General features: G+C 53.4%; 24 protein-coding genes and 2 pseudogenes. 6 read left to right on the plus strand and 20 right to left on the minus strand.

Going from position 1 to position 23990, the window contains the following annotated elements; all coding sequences use genetic code 11:
* Entirely contained in the window at positions 1-153 is a 153-nt protein-coding gene (locus IDH45_RS10215) for a hypothetical protein (RefSeq protein WP_223836521.1), read from the plus strand.
* Positions 154-173: 20 nt separating this feature from the next.
* On the opposite strand, the gene IDH45_RS10220 is transcribed toward IDH45_RS10215, so the two are convergent.
* From IDH45_RS10220 to IDH45_RS10250, 7 genes are all read right to left on the minus strand, one after another.
* The gene (locus tag IDH45_RS10220; protein ID WP_223836522.1) at positions 174-380 is read right to left on the minus strand and encodes a cyclase family protein; all 207 of its coding nucleotides are present in this window, start codon (positions 378-380) and stop codon (positions 174-176) included.
* Between the two features lie 145 nt (positions 381-525).
* The gene (locus tag IDH45_RS10225; protein WP_190927151.1) at positions 526-1047 is read right to left on the minus strand and encodes an alpha/beta hydrolase family protein; all 522 of its coding nucleotides are present in this window, start codon (positions 1045-1047) and stop codon (positions 526-528) included.
* A gap of 33 nt (positions 1048-1080) precedes the next feature.
* Positions 1081-1884 (minus strand): hypothetical protein, encoded by an 804-nt coding sequence (locus IDH45_RS10230; RefSeq protein ID WP_190927153.1) that lies wholly within the window; start codon positions 1882-1884, stop codon positions 1081-1083.
* A 105-nt stretch (positions 1885-1989) separates the two neighbouring features.
* Complete coding sequence (locus IDH45_RS10235; RefSeq protein ID WP_190927155.1) at positions 1990-2244, minus strand: hypothetical protein; 255 nt, start codon at positions 2242-2244, stop codon at positions 1990-1992.
* Between the two features lie 36 nt (positions 2245-2280).
* Positions 2281-2736: a hypothetical protein gene (locus IDH45_RS10240; RefSeq protein WP_190927157.1), complete on the minus strand. Its 456-nt coding sequence runs from the start codon at positions 2734-2736 to the stop codon at positions 2281-2283.
* A 68-nt stretch (positions 2737-2804) separates the two neighbouring features.
* Entirely contained in the window at positions 2805-4112 is a 1308-nt protein-coding gene (locus tag IDH45_RS10245) for an ABC transporter substrate-binding protein (RefSeq protein WP_190927159.1), read from the minus strand.
* A gap of 63 nt (positions 4113-4175) precedes the next feature.
* Complete coding sequence (locus IDH45_RS10250; protein WP_190927161.1) at positions 4176-6002, minus strand: FAD-dependent oxidoreductase; 1827 nt, start codon at positions 6000-6002, stop codon at positions 4176-4178.
* A gap of 141 nt (positions 6003-6143) precedes the next feature.
* Between IDH45_RS10250 and IDH45_RS34955 the strand changes: the two genes are divergently transcribed.
* Positions 6144-6968: a helix-turn-helix transcriptional regulator gene (locus IDH45_RS34955; RefSeq protein ID WP_190927163.1), complete on the plus strand. Its 825-nt coding sequence runs from the start codon at positions 6144-6146 to the stop codon at positions 6966-6968.
* Positions 6969-7015: 47 nt separating this feature from the next.
* Entirely contained in the window at positions 7016-7141 is a 126-nt protein-coding gene (locus IDH45_RS34630) for a hypothetical protein (protein ID WP_263364801.1), read from the plus strand.
* Between the two features lie 893 nt (positions 7142-8034).
* Here IDH45_RS34630 and IDH45_RS10260 read toward each other — a convergent pair.
* Positions 8035-8979 (minus strand): GNAT family N-acetyltransferase, encoded by a 945-nt coding sequence (locus IDH45_RS10260; RefSeq protein ID WP_190927165.1) that lies wholly within the window; start codon positions 8977-8979, stop codon positions 8035-8037.
* A gap of 209 nt (positions 8980-9188) precedes the next feature.
* Positions 9189-9334, minus strand: a pseudogene (locus tag IDH45_RS35230) (DUF2935 domain-containing protein); the annotation flags it as partial.
* An 84-nt stretch (positions 9335-9418) separates the two neighbouring features.
* Between IDH45_RS35230 and IDH45_RS10265 the strand changes: the two are divergent.
* Positions 9419-9520: pseudogene (locus IDH45_RS10265) on the plus strand (FAD-dependent oxidoreductase); the annotation flags it as partial.
* Positions 9521-9613: 93 nt separating this feature from the next.
* On the opposite strand, the gene IDH45_RS10270 reads toward IDH45_RS10265, so the two are convergent.
* The 3 genes from IDH45_RS10270 to IDH45_RS10280 form a co-directional block, all read right to left on the minus strand.
* Entirely contained in the window at positions 9614-10081 is a 468-nt protein-coding gene (locus tag IDH45_RS10270) for a hypothetical protein (RefSeq protein WP_190927169.1), read from the minus strand.
* Positions 10082-10314: 233 nt separating this feature from the next.
* A complete protein-coding gene (locus tag IDH45_RS10275) occupies positions 10315-11196 on the minus strand; it encodes a sugar phosphate isomerase/epimerase family protein (protein WP_190927171.1) in 882 nt (293 codons plus the stop codon).
* A 15-nt stretch (positions 11197-11211) separates the two neighbouring features.
* Positions 11212-12525 carry an ABC transporter substrate-binding protein gene (locus IDH45_RS10280; RefSeq protein ID WP_190927173.1) on the minus strand — a complete coding sequence of 438 codons (1314 nt, stop codon included), beginning with the start codon at positions 12523-12525 and terminating at the stop codon, positions 11212-11214.
* 228 nt (positions 12526-12753) lie between these two features.
* Between IDH45_RS10280 and IDH45_RS10285 the strand changes: the two genes are divergently transcribed.
* The gene (locus IDH45_RS10285) at positions 12754-13572 is read left to right on the plus strand and encodes an AraC family transcriptional regulator (protein WP_190927175.1); all 819 of its coding nucleotides are present in this window, start codon (positions 12754-12756) and stop codon (positions 13570-13572) included.
* Positions 13573-14409: 837 nt separating this feature from the next.
* On the opposite strand, the gene IDH45_RS10290 is transcribed toward IDH45_RS10285, so the two are convergent.
* The 7 genes from IDH45_RS10290 to IDH45_RS10320 form a co-directional block, all read right to left on the minus strand.
* On the minus strand, positions 14410-14991 hold the full coding sequence (locus IDH45_RS10290; RefSeq protein ID WP_190927177.1) for a histidine phosphatase family protein: 582 nt from the start codon (positions 14989-14991) through the stop codon (positions 14410-14412).
* A gap of 54 nt (positions 14992-15045) precedes the next feature.
* The gene (locus tag IDH45_RS10295) at positions 15046-16467 is read right to left on the minus strand and encodes an MBL fold metallo-hydrolase (RefSeq protein WP_190927178.1); all 1422 of its coding nucleotides are present in this window, start codon (positions 16465-16467) and stop codon (positions 15046-15048) included.
* A 53-nt stretch (positions 16468-16520) separates the two neighbouring features.
* Positions 16521-17912, minus strand: a complete 1392-nt coding sequence (locus tag IDH45_RS10300) for an FAD-dependent oxidoreductase (protein WP_190927180.1) — start codon at positions 17910-17912, stop codon at positions 16521-16523.
* A gap of 297 nt (positions 17913-18209) precedes the next feature.
* Complete coding sequence (locus tag IDH45_RS10305) at positions 18210-18581, minus strand: hypothetical protein (protein WP_190927182.1); 372 nt, start codon at positions 18579-18581, stop codon at positions 18210-18212.
* Positions 18582-18583: 2 nt separating this feature from the next.
* A complete protein-coding gene (locus tag IDH45_RS10310; protein ID WP_190927184.1) occupies positions 18584-18997 on the minus strand; it encodes a hypothetical protein in 414 nt (137 codons plus the stop codon).
* 565 nt (positions 18998-19562) lie between these two features.
* Complete coding sequence (locus IDH45_RS10315; RefSeq protein WP_190927186.1) at positions 19563-21305, minus strand: SPFH domain-containing protein; 1743 nt, start codon at positions 21303-21305, stop codon at positions 19563-19565.
* 4 nt (positions 21306-21309) lie between these two features.
* Positions 21310-21798, minus strand: a complete 489-nt coding sequence (locus IDH45_RS10320; RefSeq protein WP_190927188.1) for an NfeD family protein — start codon at positions 21796-21798, stop codon at positions 21310-21312.
* A 352-nt stretch (positions 21799-22150) separates the two neighbouring features.
* Here IDH45_RS10320 and IDH45_RS10325 point away from each other — a divergent pair, with 352 nt between their 5' ends.
* Complete coding sequence (locus tag IDH45_RS10325) at positions 22151-23353, plus strand: multidrug effflux MFS transporter (RefSeq protein ID WP_190927189.1); 1203 nt, start codon at positions 22151-22153, stop codon at positions 23351-23353.
* A gap of 132 nt (positions 23354-23485) precedes the next feature.
* Here IDH45_RS10325 and IDH45_RS10330 read toward each other — a convergent pair whose 3' ends face one another.
* Entirely contained in the window at positions 23486-23917 is a 432-nt protein-coding gene (locus IDH45_RS10330) for a hypothetical protein (protein WP_190927190.1), read from the minus strand.
* Positions 23918-23990: the final 73 nt, after the last annotated feature.

Raw genomic sequence — 23990 nt, forward strand, 5'->3', positions numbered from 1 at the left:
ATGAAACTTATGTATGGGCGTTTGGCTGACAAACTGAAGACGACCTCCGGCGAATTTCCGATTATGTGTTATGATCTCATGAATGGAATAATCGATACTTATGCCTTGACGTTTGCGGAGTTTTTTGAACAGCTGATCGACGAGCGTTCCTAAATTCTAACGGGGGAAGTGAATTAAACATGCCAAGGAATCAGGCCGTCTGTGTCAGCTGATGTGCGAAGGCGCGTCCACATGTGTTCCGGTATGGTACCCATCGAAAGCCGCCGCAGTTCCCAGTTGTGACTTTCGTACGTATGCGCTACCTTGACTTTTACCTCCGGATCGCCAGGATACACGGGCATACCGTCCGCAATCGACATCGACAAATCGATCACCCTCATTTTGGCGCCTCCTTTCCTCCGAGTTCCACATCGAACTCTTACGGGTGCCATTTATTGGTTTTTCAATTCGACGGAGAAGAACTTATACCTTCTATTACGACGAAAAACGGGCCCCGTCATGAGCCCGTCTTCATCCTATTCTCGATTACGCATAGCTTTCCAAAAAAGGCTCCAGCACGGTTAGCGCCTCCTGCTGCAGCGGGCTGCCGACTCCATAAAAAAATCCGTGCTCGGCTTCCGGAAACAACACGACCTCCGAACGTTTGGACAGCCGCTGAAGCTTTTCGCTCATTTCATAGATGAAGGAATGCGGGAAAAACTTCTCCTTGCCTGCAAGCAGAAACAAAAAGTCGGCCGCCTCTCCTTCCGCATACGCCATCGGAGAAGCATCGCGAAAGAGCGGGCTCTCTTCCTCGTACGTGACGCCAAGCAGATTCTCAATATCCCGCTTGATGCCTTCATGCATCGGCTCCCACTTCTCCAAGGTGGCCGGCCCGTTGATGGACACGCAAGCGTGCCGGTGAAAGCCGTCCCTCGCCCCTGCTCTCCAGCCGCCGCCATGAATGTAGAAAAGGGCGACCCTCCGGGAAACCTGTGCCGGACAAACGATATCGACGGCCCGTTTCAATACGATATCCTCATCATAATAGCGGGTCATTAATTCCATACAGCCGAATCCCCCCTCCTAACCTCCGCACGATCAGATCAAACCGCTGAGTTCCGGCAAGACGAAATGCTGAACATATTGCCTCATCTCGACATAAGGCCGGATGTCGTTCACGTCGGCGATCGTATACACGAGCGGGGAGTAGATCACGTAGCTTTCTCCGTTTGCGGGCGATTTCCCGCACGGCCACATGTCCACCGTGACGACCGACGACGCCGACGACGCCTTCATGGCGCTTGTTATGACGGAAAATTCCGTATTGCGAAACGAGTTGCCATGTCCGTAATGCTCGAATTCGAATGTTTGTCCGCTTCCTTGCAGCGTGATCGCGGTGAAGGGCGTACGCCCGATCGTCTTTTGGCGCACCATCCAGCATACGACGACCCATTCGCCTGCCGCTACCGCAATATCGAATGGCTCCGTAATGCGGATGGCTGCGGCGGCGGTCCCGATTACAGGCGGTTTCGCAGGGGCAGCGGCGGTCCAGACCGGCTTTTGCAGCAGCTGCGGATCGAAGCGGTCGCTTCGGAAATACGGTGTCGTCGCGTTATTGTTCAGAAATTTCTCGGTATTGTTAGTCCCCGGCATCACAAATTCCAGTTTATTCGTTTGCTGCGGCCAATAAGGATCGCTGCATCTGCCGTAAAGCGACTGGATCAGAAGCACCCGGTGTGTGGTCTGCGGCCGGGACATAAAGTTTTCCCCGATATCGAAAGGCCCGTTGTTCCGATGCACGTAAATAATAGCCTCGCCCGTATTCGCTTCAAAATAATTGTTTTTGATCGTTAGTCCGCGCTGGCCGCCCGAAATCCGGATCGTATCTCTCTGCCCTTCCAAAATGTTGCGGCAAATGGAGATGTTGTGGCCCGAAATGTGAATACCGCCCGTACCAGCGCTTCTCCCGTTGTTGCCGCCTTCATTATAATCATAGACAAATCCGTTTTAAGCCGTGGAATCGATCGTCCGTGCAATAAAGTCATTGTGCATCGTCGCACAATTCTGAATCCGGATGACGCCCATTGCGTTAAAGCTGGTACCGCTGGAAGCTGAGCTTGCATAAAGCTCAAACGCTTTCCCGAATTTCCCGACGGATACGTGCTCGAATACGAACTCCCCCCGGAATTGCCCTTCCCCGCCCACATCGAAGCCAAAGCAGCGTTCCGCCTTCAAGCTTTGCACGCCTGACGCTTTCTTCACTCGTCACAAACGTCAACTGGCTTGCCGCAAATCCGTTCAAGTTGTACCCATGGGACAACCAGACGCAATCCCCGGTATGATCGGCCAATATCGTAGACGGAACCGTATGGTCGAAGCGGTGCTCCCCTTCCCGGTGCAGATCCCGGCGGTTGGCGCGGCCGTCATCAAGCGCAGCTCCTGGATCGTCGTCGTCTGCAAGCACGTCTCATCCAGCATCGCTGCCACCAGGGGAGGAGCGAGTTCCTGAATCATGGCGGGGACGTTCTCCTCGACGACTTGCTCGGCGACTCTGCGAATTCCGGTGGCATTGCCGCCCTTGTTCTCGAAGCCCGCTCCATATACCGAATCGGTCACCTTCCCTTCCGGGGCCGGGTCCAACGTCCGTGCGTGAAGCAGCCCTCCTACGGCAAACGAGGCTCCGGCCGCCCCCATGGAAGCAAGCAGTTTCCTCCGGCTTATCGAGTCTGAACGATTTGGATGTTCCTCATTCATAGGTTTATCCTCCCCAACATCGCTCTATAAGGAACTGCATAGAGTCCTTCACTTCAGAACCTCACCCGTTATTTGTTCTTCTCCGTCGCAACCAGCTTGTTGATCTCTTCCTCTGCCTGGGCAAGCGCCGTATTCTCGTCCATCGAACCGTTTACGTATTCTCTGAATTTGTTCACGAGGATGCCTTCCGCCTTCCCCCGATACGGCGAAGCGACCGGGTACGCAACGGGAGTGCTTTTAAAAATGCTTGGTAATCGTTTACTTTTCAAGTCGGGATTGTCCGCGCCGAGCGCTTGCTTCACTTGATCGCTCTTCAGGGGGGACAGTCTTCCTTTTTTGGATAGCGCGAGCTGCACTTCCTCCGAAGTGATCAGTTCGATCGCTTTTACTGCATCGTCCCGGTGTTTGCCCGTCTTGGTCGCCACCATAACGTAGACGCTGGCATTGCCGTACGTATTCGGCTTTTCCGTATAACTCGGATACTGCGCGATATCCCAGTTCAGCCCGTCTTTCCCGGCAGCCGATAATGGGGTTAAAATGTTCAAATCGAGCAGCACGGCTAACGTTTTACTTTTCATGAACTGATCTTTCGGCGTAGCCGTTATGAGGCCGTTGCCGGGTATTTCATAGATCGACTTGGCCAGCTTGAACACTCTGTTCCAATTGTCGTTACGGACGGTCGCTTTATCTGTTCTCGGATCGATCGCCGCGATCGACAACGGCTGCGACATCCAGATCACGGTACTCCCCGGGTCCAGTCCGCGGAACTGGGTTCCTCCTTCCAGGCGCGTCACTTTTTTGGCCAAATCGATGAGCTGCTCCCAACTCATCCCGTCCGTCGGATAAGGCGCTCCGAATTTATCGAAGATGTCTTTGTTGTAGTACATCGCGTGGTAGTTCACATTAATGGGCAGTCCGTAAATTTCCCCTTTATCCGAAGCGTTCTTCACATCGGTGATGTATCCGGGCTCGAAACGGTTCAGATCGATATTGGATGTTTGGAACAGCGGCGTCATATCGGACACGAGTTCTTTTTCTTTATACGAAGCCAGATTGCCGTTGAACGTAACGATGAGATCCGGAATCGTTCCTGCAGCCATAAGCGCATCAAGTGACGTACCCGCGCCTTCCGGATTGTAATTCAGCGTAATATGCGGGTATTTCTTGGCCAGAAACGATTGGACGACATTTTTAAACTCCTCGTCCAGCACCGTGCTGGAGCCTTGGCTGGCTACCTGCAGCGTTACCGGCTCAGCTTTGGCTTGCGGAGGCTGCGGCTGCTCGCCAGGCTCTCCTTGTTCGGATACTGTTTGGCTGCAGCCGGTCAACAGGAGTACGCCGATACCGGACAGAGACAAAAACGTTTTCATTTTCATGGGGGACACCCTTCCAAATTTTTTTCAACCGCTATATAAGTTCAACTTATACAGTTGAAGCGTTCATTCCACACGAATCTCGACGATTCGGGCATGATTAATACCGTTCGTACCGGTCACTTCGATACGCAGGCAGGAGACGCGGTTCATCGGGATGTCGAATTTCAGCTGGCGTTTATAATTGTCGCGGACGTGGACGATCTCTCGAACCTCTCCGTTAATTTCCGCCAGCACACGAAATTGCTTGATCGTTTCCGGCTGATGCCCCCACACCATTTTGTTTTGATGCGCTTTTTGGTGCGATAAGGTCAAGTACCGATGCAGTCCGGTATCCAAAACGATGGTGATGCCGTGGATGTCGATCGGCTCCTCCCAGCGCAGCTCCAGCCACGGCGCCGGATCGGATGGGTCCGACATCCAGCGGTGCGTCCCCGGAGCGGTCAGATCCGGCCGTACGCCAAGCGGTCCCGACACCGTCCTTGTATGACGGTCGACGACTTGCGCAGCGCGCCCGATTTCCTGCTCGGAGGAGGCCGTTATTCGCGCTTCCGCCGCCCGGTTGCGATCCGCCAGCAGCCGTCCCGGCAAATACGCCCCTTGCCGCAGCAGCTGCTGCTGAGCTTCCTCAACAAGCGGCTTGTCGCACCAGGCGTCCTCCAGCGGTTTTCCCGATTTCAACGCGGCCGCGGCGAATGTGCCAAGCCCTTCTCCCGCCACCGCGCAAGTGGCCATCACCCTTGTGCTGGAGAAGGCGATATGCGTAGCCGACATGTTGCGCCCGGCGAACATCAGGTTGGCGATATTTTCGCTGATTAACGATCTTAGAGGGATGCCATACATGTATGGCGTATACGGCTGGTTGCACGGCTTCTCTTCTTTGGCGTCGATACCCCCCGGAGGGTGCGTATCCATCGACCAGCCGCCGTAAGCGATTACATCTTCGAAATCGATTGCCTGCTCCAAATCGTTCTGGGTCAGCACGTGCTTCCCGATAAACCGGCGCGATTCCCGTTTGCCCGGCAAAAATCCGAACCAATCAAGCGCCCAGTTCAACGATTCGGGGTGATTGCCGCTGTTCTTGATATGGTCCCAGACCCCCATCAAAATCGCCAGCAGCTCGTCGCGGATCGTCTCGTTATCTTTGATCGTATCCATCATGCCGCCGAACTCGATCCACCAGTATCCGTATTCCCACGAGTGATGTCCGCGGAAGCGCAAATCGTCCTCACTGAAAGTGCGCGCCCAGAACGGCTTGACAAACGGCATCGGCCTGCCCTCGTCCCGCGCCGTGAACAGCAGCGAGGAACCGAGCCGGTAAGCGTCGTTTTGCCCGACTGCTGCGGATTCCCCATAATCCCCGGCCGCCTCTCTTCCGGTCGTGAACGACGCGCCCGCCTCGAAGCCGAGTCTCCCGTCCCCTGTACAGTCGGCGAAAATCGCAGCCTCGATTTCAAAATAATCTTCCGTGCTCTCCCGGTTGACGTAGGCCGCCGCAATCCGGTTGCCTTCCTTCCGCACGCCGACAACCGCCGTATTCAGCATCAGTGTCAGGAGCGGTTCGTCTCTGCATGTTTCGTACAAAATCAGATCGAGCATCGAAGCGCTGCGCTGAGGGTTGCGTACGGCGCATTCCAGCATGATTTCTTCGATGATGCCGCTCTCCCTCGCCTCCGTCTGCAGTTCTTTCCCCCGTGGAGACGAGCCGGATACGTGCATCCGGATTTCCGACGAAGCGTTTCCCCCTAATACAGACCGGTCTTGACACAAAATCACGCTAACTCCGTTGCGCGCCGCTGCGATCGCGGCCGCTACTCCGGCAAGCCCCCCTCCCGCTACGAATAATTGCGTGTTCAAAACGGTTCTTTTGCGGTTTTCTTGATCCAGCTTCATGGTTTCCTCCGAAAAATTTAATCTGTAGTCGTTCTGACTTCATACTAGAACAGCCGTTTTCCTTTTAAAATGCCGGTTTTTTAATTACACTGTATACATAATTTAATCGCTTTCATTTCTTACTGCAGAGGAGGTTGACCTGTGGACGGCTTCCTGTTGAGCGATTGCGTGCCCCGATTGATTTACTCGATGTATTGGGAGCGCAAAGACAAGTTTTTGTTTTATGAAGATACGTACAAGGAATGGACCATTTTCGCCGTGGAAAGCGGTTCGTTTTATTACGAGCTGGGCGGGGACAAAGGAATCGCGACGTTTGGAGATCTTCTCATCTGTCCTCCGAAAACGCCGTTTCGCCGTGTCATCGTCGAGCCTCTCACTTTTTTCGTATTGCGCCTGCGCTGGTTTACCCGGGAGGGAAGCCGGATGGAGCCGGCCGAACACCGGGAGTTTTTCACAGGCAAAATCAATTTGCAAAATACAAGCCGCCTTCTCGCCAACTATAAGATGATGAAACAATCCGAGACGTTCGATACCGAGCGAAGACTGCATCGGATCAGCCATTATGTGCAGGACATCTGGCTGCTGTATTGCGGGGAATCCGGGGAGGGGGCGGAGTCTGAAGACCGGATCATGCCAAATAAGCCCGAGCCGATTATGCTCAAAGCCTCTTCCCTTATCCAAAAGCACGCCTTCCAAACGATCGACCTGAAGCAGATAGCCGCTATGCTCGGATTAAGCCCGGCCCGATTCACCCAGAAATTCAAGGCAGACTTCGGGATCACGCCGATTCAGCATCTCACCTCGATTCGTCTGGAGAAGGCGAAGCGGCTGCTGCTGGAAACGACTTTGACGCTGGAGCAAATCTCGGAGAGCATCGGATACCAGAACGGTTATTATTTGAACCGGATTTTCAGAAAACATATGAATGTTACTCCGGCGACGTACAGGAAGACGCACAGTGTCTGAAAAAACACCCCCTTACCACTCGTCGGAATAACCCGGAGGTTGTTTCGATGAATGCTAAGGGGGCGCCCGAGCAGGTGAACGTCAACAAGGACGGCCTGAACTTGTTCGGCTCCGGGTTCGGCGACCATCCGCAAGATATTGTGCTGTCTTTCGTTTGCAGCAGCGACCGGTGAAAACACACTCTTTCTCGCGGGCAGAGGCTCCGACTCCGCGCACAAGCAGGACGTGTTCGACATCGCTGCAAAACGTCATGCGTGTGGGCCCTATGGCGAAATAGGACATCGCTGAAAACGTATTGCGTGCGGGCTCTCTATGACAAAATAGAAGTCTTTGGCACCTCCTATTTTCGGCCTTTTCGAGAAACTGGGCCAAATAAAGGCGGTTTGCACCCCTTATTTCAACCAATTCGCACGGTCTGCACCCTTATCGTGGATATTAGCCGCTTCAAACCGCTCTTATTTCCCCCACCAGGCAAGTTTTGAACAAAATAACGGTTACAAACCGCTCTTATCCGGTTCATTCCGGCCGCCTATAAGCAGGGTCAAAAGCCGAACATCCGCGAAAAGTGGGTAACTTCTTCGCGCAATCGTGTAACCCTGCGGGACGACAGGAAATATATACTCGCTATTACGAGCAAAGCGGATTATCCTCTGGCAGGGGCCGACTTCATCTCGATTCAAGCAGGCATTCGTTATTTTGATGCGGCATCGGTTTTGATCAAACAATATTTCGTGTCCGTCAACCGGGCTCTCCCGGGGCAATCGACCGATATGACGAGACGGATCGCGATTCTGACCCCGCCGCCCAGGTTCCTCAAGCCTCGAACTACTACGTGAATTATAAGCAAGGAGATCTATTCTACAACGTGGACCCCGCTGCCAGCGGGACGATCGGATGGGTCTGCACCGCTTCGGGCACACCCGGGGTGTGGAAGGGCTTTGGGAAAATAGAGGACTAATGCAGGGAATACGCCGCCCTTCGGCAATCCTTGCTGACAAATCCGAGAATCCGGCCGGAATTATCTCCGGCCGGTTCTTGCTTTACACCTTCGCTGCTTCTTTACCGTCTATTTCATCATCATCAGGTATTGTTCATAGTTTGTAATAAACCCGGCTGCCTCGTGCATACGGACAACCTCGGGATTCGACATCGATAAGTCGGCGGTTTTATAGGTAACGGCAGGATCGAAAGATCCATAAGCCTCAGACAGCAACAATCGGAATACGACCTCTCTGTCCACGCAAGCTGCACTCACCTCGCATTGTTTAAGTACAACGGACTTCAGCTCGCCGTCCGCTCCATAAGCACGATTAAACAAGGCATAACCGATTTCCTTGCCCTCCGGATCGAACGCTGTAACGGACTGCCCTGTCTTCATATTGTGCCACATGCACCACCAAGCCGCCTCGGATCGGTAGAAAGGCAGTTTGGACACCGCCGTCGGGGCGCCATGAACAAGACGAATATCGTCGAGACCAACCGTGCGGTCAAAGAATGCTGTTCCCGTCCCTGTATGCGTCATCCCAATTAATCGATCTGCGATTTCAAAGCCTCCTTTCTGATAGGCCCTGATCGCATGCTCGTTTTTGGCGACTACCTCCAGGAAGGCGCAATCCGCTTCCTGCTCCCGAATCACCTTGCCCGCTTCCAGCATCATCGCTTTCGCAATCCCTTTGCCGCGGTACTCCGGGAACACGCCCGTTCCGCCGTTCCAGACGAGCTTCTTGCCGCCCGTCTGCTTCACTGCGATGAATACGAATCCGACCGGTTTATCGCCCGCGAAGCATACAACCGACAACTCCGGCCGTATTCCCTCCGTTCCGAACCCGTCCAGCATCCGGTCCAGCTCGCCTGGAACAGGAACTCCCGTCGGCGCCGGAGGACGCGCAAACCCGGGATAATGAATCGCCATTTCGGCGTGATAACCTTCGAAGCCTCGCTTCTTCAGTTCCAATGCCTGCTCGAACGTGCATTGATGCAGTCGTCCCAATCGCAGCTCGTTATTGTCCATTATCGAATACCTGCTTTCCCCAAACGTCGTATTCTATCCATCGTAGCCGGATGGCTTCCCACAGAAAAGTATACTCCCTTAACCCGCTTGAGGCCAGATCATTCTACGGCTCCGGGAAAAAGCAAAAGGAATCAATGGCAAAAGAAAAAAGGGAGCTTGCTCTCGCTCCCCCTCCCGATACAAAAATCCGGCTTGCTATGCCGACTGGTTTATGCCTCCACTCTTGGCTTGGCCGGGTCGCATTCGGATCGGGCACCAAACCTAAAGTTGCGGGATTCATTAAGTAATAACATTCTTCCCGCATCATATGATCAGGCATGAGGGGAGCGATTCGGTCAAGTACTTCGGCCGACAAACAAGTACAAAAGGCTTTTAAGGTTATGGCCGCTATACACGGCAACGTCTTGTACAAAACGTTTGTCGCAGGAGCGGCACATAAGAGGGAAGAGTGCATTTCGCCGGAGAACATGCTTCGGACTATCATGGTTGGGTTCAAGGAGCGATACAAACCGCTATTCGTGTGGCCTATAAGATCCATTAGGCGAGTTGGAGCATACCTGAAGCCTCGCGTTCACATTCATTGTTGGAATGTTTGAAGGGGGATCTGTGCATTCCCTGGATATTGGGCGTCACTTTATGCTGTACCAGACGAACCCGTTCCGTCCGGGCCATCTACAAGATCGACCAAGCCGATGCCAATGGTGGTGATCGCCGCTGCCTTCCCCAGCTTCATTGCGCCTTCTTTAAGTAACTCTGAATCGTTTTCTTTGATGCCTGTCATCATCTCTTTCCCGCTTTCGACCACATATTCGATCCCATGGCCAACACCTTTAACGGTTGTAGCTGCAGCATCACCCAGCTCGTCGAGTCCTGTCTTCGCTTGCTGCTTATCCGCCGTTAACAAGCCTGCGCCTACATCCCAGACGCCGCTCGCTGCTTGCCCTGCAAGCTCCCCTGTCTTGGCGGTTACTCTTTCTATATCATTGCCGATCTCTTTAATGTAATTGCTATTTACAAGCTCGCCGGCAACACGTACAGTACCTCCAAGTACCAGCCCCGTTACATCCCCCGCCAGCTTCCCAAACCCTTTAAGAAAATCCATCTGAAACACCTCAGTCTATTCAAATTAGTCTCCTGCCAGCTGTTGACGAATTTTGTTTTGATTTTATTATACAGCGTTCCGGTCTGAACCAAATCAGACCGGCGCCCTTATCTGAACTGGACTTTGGTCGGGATCGCCTTGTAATGAAAAAAGCCGCTGAATGAATCGGCGGCTTTTCGCTTTCTATTGGTACGCTAGAATCGGCGCTCGCTGCTTAGCTGCTGACTCTGCCTTTACGGCTGCGCAAGGGTCAGGCAATACTGGGCGATGTCGTACCCGATCTTCGCCAGAGGGTCTTTGAGGGACTCGGGCAGGCGGCCAAATTCCTTGTGCGTTTCATAAGTAAAATCGCCCTCGTAACCGATCTCGACAAGCACCGGTATGACGGAATGCCAGTCGACGCTGCCGTGGAACGGAAACATATGCTCATCCGATTTGCCGTAATTGTCGTTGATATGCGTCGCCTTCAGCCGCTTGCCAAGCGTGCGCAGCGCCGGGCGCTGATCCTTGTACAGGAAGTTTCCGTGCCCGAAATCCCAGCACGCACCGATCCGGGAATCGCCCCAGACGTCGATTAAGGCGGCGAGCTCGGCGGCATGGCTGGCAAACCGTCTTTTGGACGTCTCTCGTTCAATCATATTTTCAAAGGCGATCCCTACATTGTGCTTGACGGCCAGCTCGACGATCGGCGTGAAATGTTCCACATTGTCCTTGATGCAGGCATCGGCGTCCAAGGCCGTCGTCTCCCGGTCTTCGTGAGGGTGCACGACCGCCCATTTGACACCGAGAATGGAGCTGGCAATGATGGACCGGCGCATCATTTCCTCATAAACCTCCAGCCGTTCAGCCGGCTGATGATTCACATGTCCGGGCAAAAACACGGGGTGCGACTGGCTGAACTCGACGCCCAGCCGCTCGGCCTCTTCCCGGAGCTCGTGCATCAGGGTCTCCCAGTTGTCGCAGACCAGATCGGTCTGGCCCGTCAGAGCCCGGCAAAAGTTAATATCCAGCACCTCGTACCCGACCGCCTTTAACCTTCTCATCGCATCCTTGTACGGCGTATACCCTCCCGATAAAGTTTGGCTGAAAGTAGCGGTTGTCGTGGAAAGACGCATGCTTTTTCCTCCTTTTTACTTTTGGGTTTCGAGCGCTTGATTGATTTCATGATCCAGCTCCCGCAGCACGGTATACGCATCGTCCGAGCGGTTCATGAAATCGGTAAACTTTTTATTGGTCAGCGGTTCCGCAATTTCCCGGTACAAGTAAACCGGGTATTTCACCGGGCTGCCTTTCACAATGCCGGCCACGTTTTTCCCTTGCAAGACAGGATCGCCCTGCCCGAACGCTTTCTTCACCGCCGCGTTTTTAAGCGGGGATATCCGGCCGGACTTGGAGACGTTCATCTGCACTTCGTCGGATGTGAGTACTTCCATCACCTGAAGCACCTGGTCCATATGTTTGGTTGTCGGAACGGCTCCAATCATATAAACGGTCGAATTCCCATAAATATTCGGCCGATCCGCATAAAACGGATGCTGCACGACATCCCAGTTGAGTCCGTCCTTCTCTGCCTCTTTCAACTGCGAGAACTTGCTGGTCTCATTCAGCATAGCAATCGTCCGATTTTTCGTAAACCCGCTTAATCCGTTCATTTTCGAATCTTTCGACGGCTCGTTCCCGGGAATCGAATAAATTTGCTTACCGAGCTCGAATACGCGTCTCCAGCTGTCGCTTGAGGTTATCGCTTTCTCAATCTTAGGATCTATATAGACGAGCCCGAGAGGCTGAGCCATTCGCACAATACTCCCGAAATCCCAGCCCCGGTACTGGACGCCGTTTTCGTTTCGCGTCACTTTCCTGGTGAGCTCCAAAGCCTCCTCCATCGTCATGCCGTCCTTCGGGTAAGGGACGCCGAATTTATCGAATATATCTTTGTTGTAATACAGCGCATGGAACGCCGTTTCAATCGGCAAGCCGTATAATTCGCCTTTCTCAGTTACCGCATATTGAATATCGTCCAGAAAGTTCGGTTCAAACCGGTTCAAGTCCACTTTGTTATTTAGTAATAACGGCTTCATATCCATGTTGATGGCCCGATCCTTCAAACCCGGCATATTGCCGTTAAACGAGATGTAGAGATCCGGAACTTCTCCGGACACAATGAGCTGGTCGTACGCCTTGAAGTTGCTTGCTTCAAAAAACTCAAACGCAATGTGGGGATATTTCTTAGTGACTGGCTCGATGTACAGCTTCTTGAACTCATCGTTAATCGGCAAATGTACGGCAAACTTGAGTGTAACAGGAGTCGTCTCCGCGGCTTTGGCGGCCGCGGGCTCCGGGGCGCCGCCGGCGTTCCCGCCCGTTCCTTCCTTGGCGCAGCCGGCCAGTGCGACAGCTCCTATAACGGACAGACTCAGCAACAACTTCATGTTCCTGTTGTTCATTCCTAAATGCCTCCCTTTGATAGGTGTGATGTAACAAAGTTTCTCCCTTTGACCACTCCATTGGCATTTAAAGTATAGCAACTCAAGCTGCGAAATCTGTTAACTGGCGGTAAAGATATTGTAAAACCGTATTTTTATTTCATTAGAACAAAAATATAATGACTTGAACATACAGTATTCCGTCATTTATAATATAATTTATTTCAACAAAGGGGCTGATGCTCTGCCATGGACGCGCAACCTTTATGGGACCGGCAGCTGATGCTGGATTATCAATTTTATTTCGAGCGCAAGGAACAATTTGAAATGCAGGCGGATACGTATCCGGTATGGGTCCTCTTTGCCGTCGAGACGGGGAGGTTCCGGTATCGGATCGATGCGGAAAGCGGGGAGGCCGGCGCGGGTGAGCTGATTTTTTGCCCGCCGGGCAGCACGTTTCATCGCGAGATGGTGTCGCCTCTGAGACTCCACTATATCGGCTTCCAATTCGCCGGGAGCGGACCGGCCGAGGCGAGGCCGATGCTGCCATCCGTCAAATCGCACCCGGCGGACGACAAACGGCTTTTTTCGGATTTCGCCTACTTGCGCAAGCTTCACCTCGCAGGCGATGCCCGCAGCTTCCACCGCAAACAGACGGTACTTAACGATATTTGGCAGCTTGCATGCGAGGATTGGGAGGAAGACAGGCATCTCGAAGATCAGCTGGAGCCTCCTCCCGTATCGGAAGACGAGCTGATGAACCAGGCGACGGAATGGCTCCATCGTCACGCCCATGCCCCGTTCGGCATGAACGACCTTTCCAGCCAGCTCGGACTAAGCCCCGTCCAGTTTACACGCCGGTTCCGGAAAGCGTTCCGCATGACGCCATCGGATTTCGTGCGGACGTTGCGCATCCGCAAGGCGGCTGAGCTGCTGCTCGATACCGACATGACGCTGGATCAGATTGCCGGCCGGTGCGGCTATGAGAACGGATTTTATTTAAGCCTTGTATTTGCCAAAAGTATGGGGATGCGGCCTTCCAAGTATCGCGAAATGAACCGGGTATAGACGACATGTGTGCACCCCGTCTCCATAAGAAAAGCTTCTAAACGAAGTCTTTTCCACGAGGAACGACCTTGTATGCGTGACCCTGCGTAAGAGGTTGCTTCTCCTGGTTCAGAATGTCACGGATCTAGCCGTCCGGTACAGGCGCCCGGACGGTTCATGGGTGTGCAAACCTAACGTTGGTGTGTGGGAGAACCTAGGTACCTTCGCGCTCCAGCCGGTTGTTGATGAGGTTTTGGGACCAACTCGACTCTCCGGAGGAAGCTCGTTACCCTCCTTTTTGGGAGCAGGCCCTGTTTAGCTTCGCTGAACCGAATAACGTACGAGCTCTGTCACGAAATAGGAGTCTTTGGCAGCCTCTATTTTCGGCATTGTTGGATGTTGGAGACGAATAGAGGCGGTTTGTACCCCTTATTTCAACCAACTCGGCGCTTCTGCACCATTTCGCCGGTTTTAACAGCCCCTAACCGCTCTTATTTCACCGTCCAAGCGGGTTTTGGCTAAAATAACGGGTACGAATCGCCCTAACTCGCATTTCCTCCCCCGCTTGAAGCAGGGCGGAAGGTCCAAACCGCTACGATAATGAACCACTTGCGGCACCTGCTCGCCCGACAAGGCGGATGACCTCTCATCTGCTATAGCATGGTGAAGCGATTGAGCGCTCTAATCAAAAAAAACGGCCCCATGTCAGTCTGCATGAGGACCGGTTCTTTGCATTAAGTCGTGCCTGTCATTCTGTCATTCTGTCATTCCGCCGTCCGTCGTTCCGTCGTTCCCCTGCTCTGCCGCCCTGCCGTTCCCGTCCGTCGAAGCCGGAATGTTCCGCTCTGTGCTCCGTCGTCATGGCTGCGGCAAATGCCTGACGCAATCATACAGCCTATACGCCCACTTCCCGTCGTTACAAACGACCTTCGTAACGGAAGTATTGCGCAAGTCTCCGCCTGTCGATTCGTCCTTCATCAATTCCTTTAACGTCTGCCCAAGGAAATACCCGTGAGTGACGACGAGCACGTTTTGGCCTGCATAACGCGAGGCGATATCCTCGATAAATCCGATCCCGCGCGCGCGCATGGACTCATGAGTTTCCTGACCCATATCCAGCTCCTTCCAGGCCGACCCCCATCGCGCCACCCGCTCTTCCTCCGTCGTGTCGGCGATTTTCCCTCTGTCCATCTCGCGCAGCCGCGGGTCGAAGCAATCCACCGGCTTGCCGATCGCCGCAGCTATAATCTCCGCTGTTTCCCGGGCTCGTCTCAGATCGCTGGAGATAAATACGTCCCACTGCTCCTCGGCAAGACGCCCGGCCACGAGCTGCGCTTGCGCCCTTCCTTCCGCATTAAGCGGGTTCGGCGTATGTCCTTGCGCTCTCTTCTCCAGATTGTGATCGGTCACGCCGTGTCTGACGAAAGTGATTACAGCCATGCTGGTTCTGCTCCCTCCGCTATCGTGATATGCCGCTTCTGCTCCAAGCCGGCTTCAGGCTCGGTTTCCGGCAAGGGTGGCCGAAGCCAGGATAGACGAAACTGTCGCCGTCTCGCCTTTTTCCGGATGATAAGCGTAAACGCCTCTCGTATGTTGCGATCTTGGATGACGGCTGTGCAGCGTTATAACCGCCTTGGGCGCAATCCCCTCGATCATGTCGGCGATCGCCTCGGGATGCGCATGCCCTCCGTTGCACAACGAATGGCCTGTAATGCCGAACGTTTTCAAATATTTAGCCACATCGGGATGTTCCAGCTTTACGCTGTAATCGGACTGAATGAAGTGCGATCGCCCCTGCAGATCGCCAAGCGTTTCCAGCTCGATCAGATGGGCAAGGTCGGGGAATTTGAAAAAGTACACGTATTGCTGTTTACGCCCGGCCACTTCCTCCAGCGAAATCGTCCTGTAAGGCATCGTCGTCATCGGGTTGGTCACGGTTGCATCGATCACCCGGATATCCGCGCCGAGAGCCGGATGCCCCTTCAGTATGCGCAGCCCCTCACGATTAGCGGCATGCCAGATCAGAGCTTGGGACGCCTCCATCACGATCTCCCGCCCGTTCTTGTTGGCAATGGCCATCAGGTTAGCCATTCGTTCCAGATCGCGGGGCGACATTTGCACATACACAAGTCCTTCCGCTTCGCTCACCCTATCCGAGAACCCGGCCAGCAGTTCGTCCTCCGTCATCTGACGCGGAATCTCGGCGAACGGGTCGGCTGCCAGACGCGTGCCTTCCGTAATCAGCAGGTCGACCTGTCGCTCGCGGCATAGCCGGATGAACCGGTCGATCCGCTCCGGATGTTTGCCGTGCCGCCGCCAGTCTCCCGTATAAGCGATTTTGTGGACGCCGTCATCGATGAGGATTCCCGCTGATCCCGTCGCATTATGGTCCATCTCGATAATCTGCATCGTAAATTCGCCGAAATCGACGACGCTTAAATCCTCGCATACCTGAATCTGCGCCGCAGTATCCGGAGAGTGTCCTCCTGCAACCATGCCCCGATACAAGGAAAACGCGTCGTGGTTCATATAGACGGGAAGGCCCGGCTTCGCATAAGGAAGAACGGCCATATGGTCCGTGTGCATGTGCCCGATAAACACGCTGATCTGCCCGTACGAAGGAAACTGCCGATCGCCCCATACCTGGCTCACCTTCTGCATATCCAATCCGCCGAGCTGATCCGGGTCATACAGCTGAACCAGCGGCGCGGTCATCCCGCCCAGCACATATTGCCGCAGCTCCCGGCCGGGCGTCGCTCCTACTGGCAGGTACAGCGTCAACTGCTTGGGGAACAGCAGACTGCTATGCTCTACACCGAAATCGAACATAAGCCCCTGATTCCCTTTCCCGTAAACAACCTGTACGCCTCCCGACTTCCCTACCCCGCCGAAAAAAGTCAATTGCCCTTCGCGCATAACGTTCTCCTCCTCCGCTCCTTCAGTCTGCTTCCGCCTGGCCGGAGCCACGGTTACCCGTGCCCGTCCAAAGATAGGATCGCCCCGTGCTCCCGCAGCTTTTGCCGGATCGTTTGCACATCCACCTCTTCGGGCGTGATATTTTGCTTCGCCGCTATCGCGGCCCCGATGCCCACCCCTTCGCCTATGGCCATACAAGTAGGCATCACCCGGGAGGAACCGAATACGACCGGGTCCACGCTGATGCACCTGCCGCTTAACATGAGCCGCTTGATGTCTTTGGAAATCGTCGCTCCGTAGGTGATGCCATAAGGGCCGGCAAGCGAACGGATCAGTGTCGAATCCCCCGAGCCGCTGTGAATATCGATAATATACGATCCTAAAGCGATCGTGTCTTCGGGAATGATTCCTTGCACCGCCGCGTCTTCGCGTATCATCTGCATGCCTTTGATCCGGCGGGTTTCGCGGATGCCCAGAAACGGCGCGATGGAGGACAAATAAATATGTTCAAAGCCGGGGATATGCTCTTTCAGCATACGGATGAGGGGGAGGATCTGCAAATGCGACTCCACCTCGCCCCGGCTCAGCTCCTCGATCCGGGTGCCGTCAAAGTTCAGAATGCGAATACAGTTTAAAGCGATATGCCCTTCCCGCGGCAAGTTGATATAAATAATCGTATCACGATCAATCGGGCATTTCCCTTCTTGCCTCAGCCGGGATATCGTATTTTTTAATCCTACGAACACATGATTTTCGCTGGCCCGCAGAAATTCCGCCGTATATCCTGGACGTATTTTCATCGAGGACCCGTGCTTGAGCTCTTCCGGGTGTTCCTCCAGAAAATTCATAAACCGCTCCAGCTCGAAGCCTCCGACCGTAAACATTAAGGTGGGGGGCTGCGTCTCGCCGTTCGCATACTGCCCCTTTTCATATTCGGCTCCCGCCATAAACGCAACGTCGCCGTCCCCCGTCGCATCGACAAATACGTCGGCAAACAGCTCGATTTCTTTGCCTTTGCCCTTCACAATAACCGATTGTAGCTCGCCGTTCTTGACGGTGGTTCCGATAATTTCGCAATGGAGCAGCGGACGCACCCCGTATTTTTTTACTTTTTCGAAGAGTACGATTTTCATTAGATTCGGGTCAATCACCGTCGTTGAATTGTGCAAGGGGCATGCCCGGTGGCCGAACGAACCGTCCAGTTCGATCAGACGGTCCACGATCTCCTGGGGCAGCCCGCCGGTCACCTGCCGTCCCCCGGCGTCCAAAAAAGCCAATAAAGGCAAACCAATCGTCATATTTCCGCCTAAAAAGCCTTGCCGGTCCACCAGAACGGTTTCCGCGCCTTCGCGCGCCGCCGCGATCGCCGCTCCAATCCCCCCGGCGCCGCCGCCCAGGACGAGCACCTGCGTTTTCATTTGTTCTCTTTTGACATGATCCTGCATACGGGTCCCTTCTTTCTTCTCATCATGATGGTTGTATTGAAAGGGAATATCGCTGATCCATAACTTTCATTTCATTATATAGAGGCGATCATCGCCCGAACATGCATGATTATTTCATTTGTGCATATATTTTGTTTCATCACAAGGCACTGTGACAGTTTACTCCCAGCGACAACATGAACAGCCACGTCGGGCGGATGCATTCCTAAGGAATGATCAATCCGAACAGGGCTTAACGAGCAAGCTTGCCTTGGAAAAGCTGACGATACCCGCCGGTGCGAACGGCTTTCCAAAACCTTAATTGCCAAGCACCGTAACATAAAAGTCGCTATCAACCGGAGTATCGCCCGGATTGGCAATCCGCACCCGAAAACCGTTCGCGGCGGAAGATACGACCGAATAGACCAATGCCGCGCCGCCTCTTGCCGTAATTTGCGGGACGATGCTGTCCGCCGAGCTCAACGATTCGCCAAGGACGATATCGACCAAGCCGGTACCGGCTCTCGTTACGGAAGCAATCCCCTTTCCCGCCTTCAGGATCGCATCGGTGCCGTTCACGCGGAAATGCCCATAGGCGACCGGCGTCAGAAACCACGACCCTCCTGCTTCGTTGGCCGCTGTGTTCACCTTGGCGTTCATCGCTCCGTAGAAGGCGTTGTCCTTCCCCACGATCAGATCGTCCGTTCCGCCCGGGCTGAAGGCGGTAATGGCCGCTGGTCCGACGGCTCCAGGATCAGCTCGTTGCCGATGCATACGATATTACGCGGCGGAGCCTTGCCGTTCGTATCGTTGGAGCCGCCCTCGTCGATGCCGATGGCGATATACGATCCCCGCGTCACGTTGCCGATGAACCGGATATTGCGCCCCCCGTGGGTATCCAGCGACTTCCATGTCGTTGCCCCCTTGACATGGTTGAAGGCCGACGGCCGGCCGATCGTCAGATTCGGATCAGGCACGCACGTGCTGCCATGAAGCCGCGTGACGGCGATGCCGTACACGTTGTAGTTCGGCTTTGCGCCCGCAAAGCCGGGGGACAACTGCTGTATCGTATTGCCGATGCATGTGCCGTCGACGATGCCGTACAAGCGGATGCCGTCCCGGCCGCAACCAGGATGCAGCGATCTGGAATGCCCAATACGCTGAAAATATCGGCATCGACAGGGTTTTGCTGTAAATGGCGTAGCCGGCCGCCTCGCCCGCCGCGTCGAGAGCGATAATCGCTTCGCTCGATTCGGAGGAGAACCATTCGGTCGTCCACGAATTGTACGACAGCACAGCGTCGGCTGAACAAGATCATACGTACCGTCTCTATCCCATCATAAGAGTCTTTCGCCCCCTCTATTTCCGAAATATGGAGATGATAGGAACGAATAAAGGCGATTTGTACCTCTTATTTCAACCAACTGGCCGTGTCTGCACCCGTTTTGCCGATTTTAGCAGCTTCAAACCGCTCTTATTTCCCCAGCCAGACGAGTTTCGGACAAAATAAAGGGTACCAACCGCCCTTATTCAGCGCCTCACTCGCTTGAAGCAGGTCAGAACGTCAAAACGGCCGCCCACGTGAAGCGACTTGCCGCAATCTGGAGGAACCCACAAAAAAGAGAGCAGCCGGCGTGGAACCGCACTACTCTCTTACCGTCTTGCTAGGATCTACTTGTCGTTCTCCGGGAAAGCATTCTCCCCGAGTTCAGTAACCTCTTCCGTTTCGGAGGAAGATTCCGCAGCGGCACTGCTGGACGTTTCCATTACAGGTGCGGAGTTTGTACCCGTCAGACCGCTGATACCAGCGCTTTGCAGAAGAAGTGAAAGAACTTGAGGATCAACGCCTTTAGCCTGCTTCAAGAGCTGAGCGATGCTGTTCGGGTCGAATTCGCCCGTTTGACCGACACGGCCGTTGGTCATGTGGGCCAGAACGTCACCCAGCTTGATCCCCGTCATGTCATTTACCACTTCCGGCAGAAATTTCATGAGGTTCGTCACTTGGCTCGTGATTTTCCCCATACCGCTTCCAGCTTCACCGTTGCCGTTCGCATCGATGATCGTCAGCTTATCGATGCTTGCCATAGGCTCCGCAATCTTACCTGCAACTTCAGGCAGAACAGCCGTGATCAGCTCGACATAACGCAGTTGACCCAATTTCAGCGCGGCGTCGGCAAGACCCATTTCCTTCTCGACTTCGACTTGCGCCAGACGCTGAGCTACGTCAGCTTCAGCAGAACCTTTTTCACGTGTAGAAGCGGCTTCTGCAAGACCTTTCGCCTTGGTCACTTCGGCTTCGGCTTTCCCTTCCAGCTCTTTCGCCTTGGATTCCGCTTCCGCTTGCAGACGGCGTTTCGTCGCATCAGCCTCAGCTTGACGCTCCTGCTCGATTTTGGCGGCTTCGGCTTTTTGCGAACGCTCGTAAACCTCGGCGTCGGCTTTAACCTTGACTTCCGCCTCGAGCTTTTGGGTCGTAAGGGCAACTTGCTTTTCAGCGAGTTCCGTCTCGCGCTCAAGCTTGATCTTTTGCACTTGCATCTCCGCCTCGACAGCTTCGCGGTCGGAAACCGCTTTTTGCACCGAGTAGGCAACGTCCGCCTTCGCTTTCGCTTTGTCCGACTCTTCTTTAAACTGCGACACTTTCAGGTTGCGGTCTTTAGTAGCTTCTTCAATTTTCGCTTCACGCTCAAGCTCGGCCTGGCGGGCAATTTGCTCAGCCTCCGCCTTTTTAACCCGGGCTTGCTGCAGAGCTTCCGCTTCGGCAATGTCAGCATCACGCTTCACCTGCGCAATCCGAGGTTTACCAAGAGAAGCAAGGTACTCGTGTTTATCGCGAACGTCTTTGATTGTGAAGGAGTCGATGGCAAGGCCCATTTTCTTCAAGTCAACCACGGCAACCGCCTGTACGTCTTGAGCAAATTTATCGCGGTTTTTGTAGATTTCCTCTACCGTCATCGAACCGAGAATGGAACGGAGGTGACCTTCAAGCACCTCGCCCGCTTCGAGCTTCAGAACTTCATCGGACTTATCCAGGTAACGCTCGGCTGCTTTGGCGATATCCTCGATCATACTGCCAACCTTAATGAGAGCTGTCGCGTCCACCTGAACCGGAACGCCTTCTTCTGTGTACACCTCAGGAGTTTTGACCTCAATCATGTGAGATTTCAAGCTCAGACGCTTTTCAACCTGCACGACTGGCAGAACGAGCGCGCCGCCGCCTTTGATGATCTTGATCCGACCGCCGTTTTGGTTCTCCGATTCGACGATGTTCCTCGAACCGAGCATGTTCCCTGTGACGATCATCGCTTCGTTGGAAGAAACCGTACGGTAGCGGTTAATAAATACCAATACCGCCACGATTAATACGGCTACCCCGATACCGCCAAGAATCAGTGTGCTGCTTAACTCAAACATAGAATTATTCCTCCTCGTCCAGATCTATTATTTTACTTACCAGGCAAATGCCGTCTTTCACATCAATGACGTGGACCTTCCTGCCGCTAGGTATCGCGACCTTGTCGAAACTGCTGGCGGGTTGATTGGATACAGAAATCCCCCTTGGGAAGTAAATCTCACCTACGCCTGTTTCCGAGATCGGGACCGTTACGATTGCACTCATGCCGACCAAACTGGCCTCAGAAGCTCCATTGGAGTTCTGCATCTTGCGGAGTTTGACTACCACTAAGAAATGAACGGCAATTGTGAAAATGATAGCAAACACCGCTGCGATGATCCAGTTGCGGGTTATGTAACCACAAGCTCCAAATGACATGAAACAGCATGCAAGGGTCAACGTTTCAATACCGATGTAGTCTCCCAAGTCCACATGGAACATGGCTAATACCACGAGCAGAATCCCTACACCAAAAAGAATCAAATACAGGTCAATACGAATCTCCTCCCCCACGATATGGATGTTAAGGAACTGATCGAACCAAACTTATACTATTATAGTCGTTCTCAACAAAAACTGCATAATATTAGCACAGAAAGTCGAAAATCCCCCTAATTCGGCGGTTTCGCATGCAATTTAAAAGATGGAGGGATGATGGCCGGTGCGGAAAAAACGCAGATTGCCATTCAGCTCGCCCCCCCTACATCGGTTGTCGGAATCCGCACAGTTGTGATAGGATGAAAAACAGACTCTCGTCTCGGAATCGTACAAGCCGGCTTCCGGCTCCCTTGTGCAGCTCCGAATTCGGCAAATAAGAGAATAAGAGTTTCGGATATGGAATGAAGAATAGGAGATTCGCTTTATTATGAACAACAAGAACAATCAGCATGTGGTTAGACTGGTTTTACTGCTCGGATTATTTTCGACACTCGGGCCTTTTACGATCGATATGTATTTACCGGCGTTTCCGGAGATTGTGAAGCAATTCGATACGACTGCTTCGCTGGTGCAGCTCAGCCTGACCGCTTGTTTGCTCGGACTTGGCATCGGCCAGCTCGTCATGGGTTCGCTGAGCGACGTTTATGGCAGACGTTATCCGCTGCTTATCTCTATGGCCGTTTATGTGGCCGCCTCGTTAGCTTGCGCATTCTCGCCGAATATCGGGCTCCTGATCGCCTTCCGGTTCGTGCAAGGTTTTGCCGCTTCCGCGGGCATTGTCATTTCCCGCGCGATCGCACGCGACCTGTACAGCGGTCACGAGCTTACCAAATTTTTCTCGATGCTCTTGCTTGTCGGTAATTTGGGTCCGCTCGTAGCGCCGGTTACCGGTAGCGGGATTCTTTCCTTCACCACCTGGATCGGCGTATTTCTAGCGCTGGCCCTGCTGGGAATCTACCTGTTGACGATGACCAAATGGCAGCTGCAGGAGACTTTGCCCCCCGATCGCCGCAGGCCCAGCAATTTCGTAGAGCAGTTGCGGAACTACGGTTCGCTCTTGCGGGATCGCCAGTTTGTCGGCTATATGCTGGCACAGGGCATTATGATCGCTGGGGTTTTCGCGTACGTTTCGGGAACGCCCTTTATTTATCAAAACATTTATGGGGCCTCACCGACCGTATTCGCTCTGTTGTTCGGGTCGAACGGCATCAGCCTGATCATCGGTTCCCAACTGGTCGGGCGGATGGCGCATCGCGTATCCGAACAAACCTTTTTGTTGTTCGGCCTATGGCTAGCCTGTCTGGCAAGCGTCGCTGTCTTGGTAGTGGCCCTCGTTCACGGCCCTCTTTATGCATTAGTGATTCCGTTGTTTTTCTTCGTAGCGGCAATCGGCATTACATCAACCGCGGCTTTCCCGCTTGCGATGGAGAGCCAGAGTCGGATGGCAGGGAGCGCCGCTGCGCTGCTCGGGGTCATTCCCTTCTTGCTGGGAGCAGTCGTTTCCCCGCTGGTCGGCATCGCGGGTGAAGACACTGCCGTTCCGCTGGGCGTAATTATTTTATTGACGAGCGCCGCAGCGATGCTCGCTTATTTCTTTCTGGTCAGAAAAAAATCGCGTGGAACGGCTTAAGCTAGCAGCATGCGTTAAATAGAAAACCAGTCTGGCACTGCAACGTAGTGTTAGACTGGTTTTGATTTTTGGACAACGGATATTCAAATCTGTTCTTACTTCTACTGAAATTGTACAGGATTGTACAGCCAGTTATTCTACATTTATCGTAAAAAGGTGGGTCACAGTCCCCTTGGCATGTTTGGAGAAAACAATGTACAGATAAGTCCCGTTTTCTTGTGGCAGTGTTAGTTGGTTATCCTCCAACTTTACAGATGCAGATGTGCTGCTTGCATTAGATTGTTCGATTCGCACCTCCACTGTTTGGGGCTCTTCCTCAAACTTAAAATTTAATGTCGTAGCCTTATGCAGGACAACTGGATCGTTTTTCTTCTTTTTCAATAATTCGGAGGGTTCAATAGTATCAACGCACTTCTCAGAAAATAAGCTGGACCAACAATAACTTCCCTTTACAGTATCGATTTTTTTCTTATCTGCAGTAACCGTTAGCGTAGGGGGAGAGCTGCAACCTGTCAATAAAATAAATAAACTTAAACAGGTTAAAAAAAATAGTGTTTTTTTCACATATACTACCTCCAATGCAGTTTACAGCTATCACCACGTATTGTATCATCCATTTGTTCCCTTAATAACCGTT

This window comes from Paenibacillus oceani (assembly GCF_014705615.1).
GTDB lineage: Bacteria > Bacillota > Bacilli > Paenibacillales > NBRC-103111 > Paenibacillus_AB > Paenibacillus_AB oceani.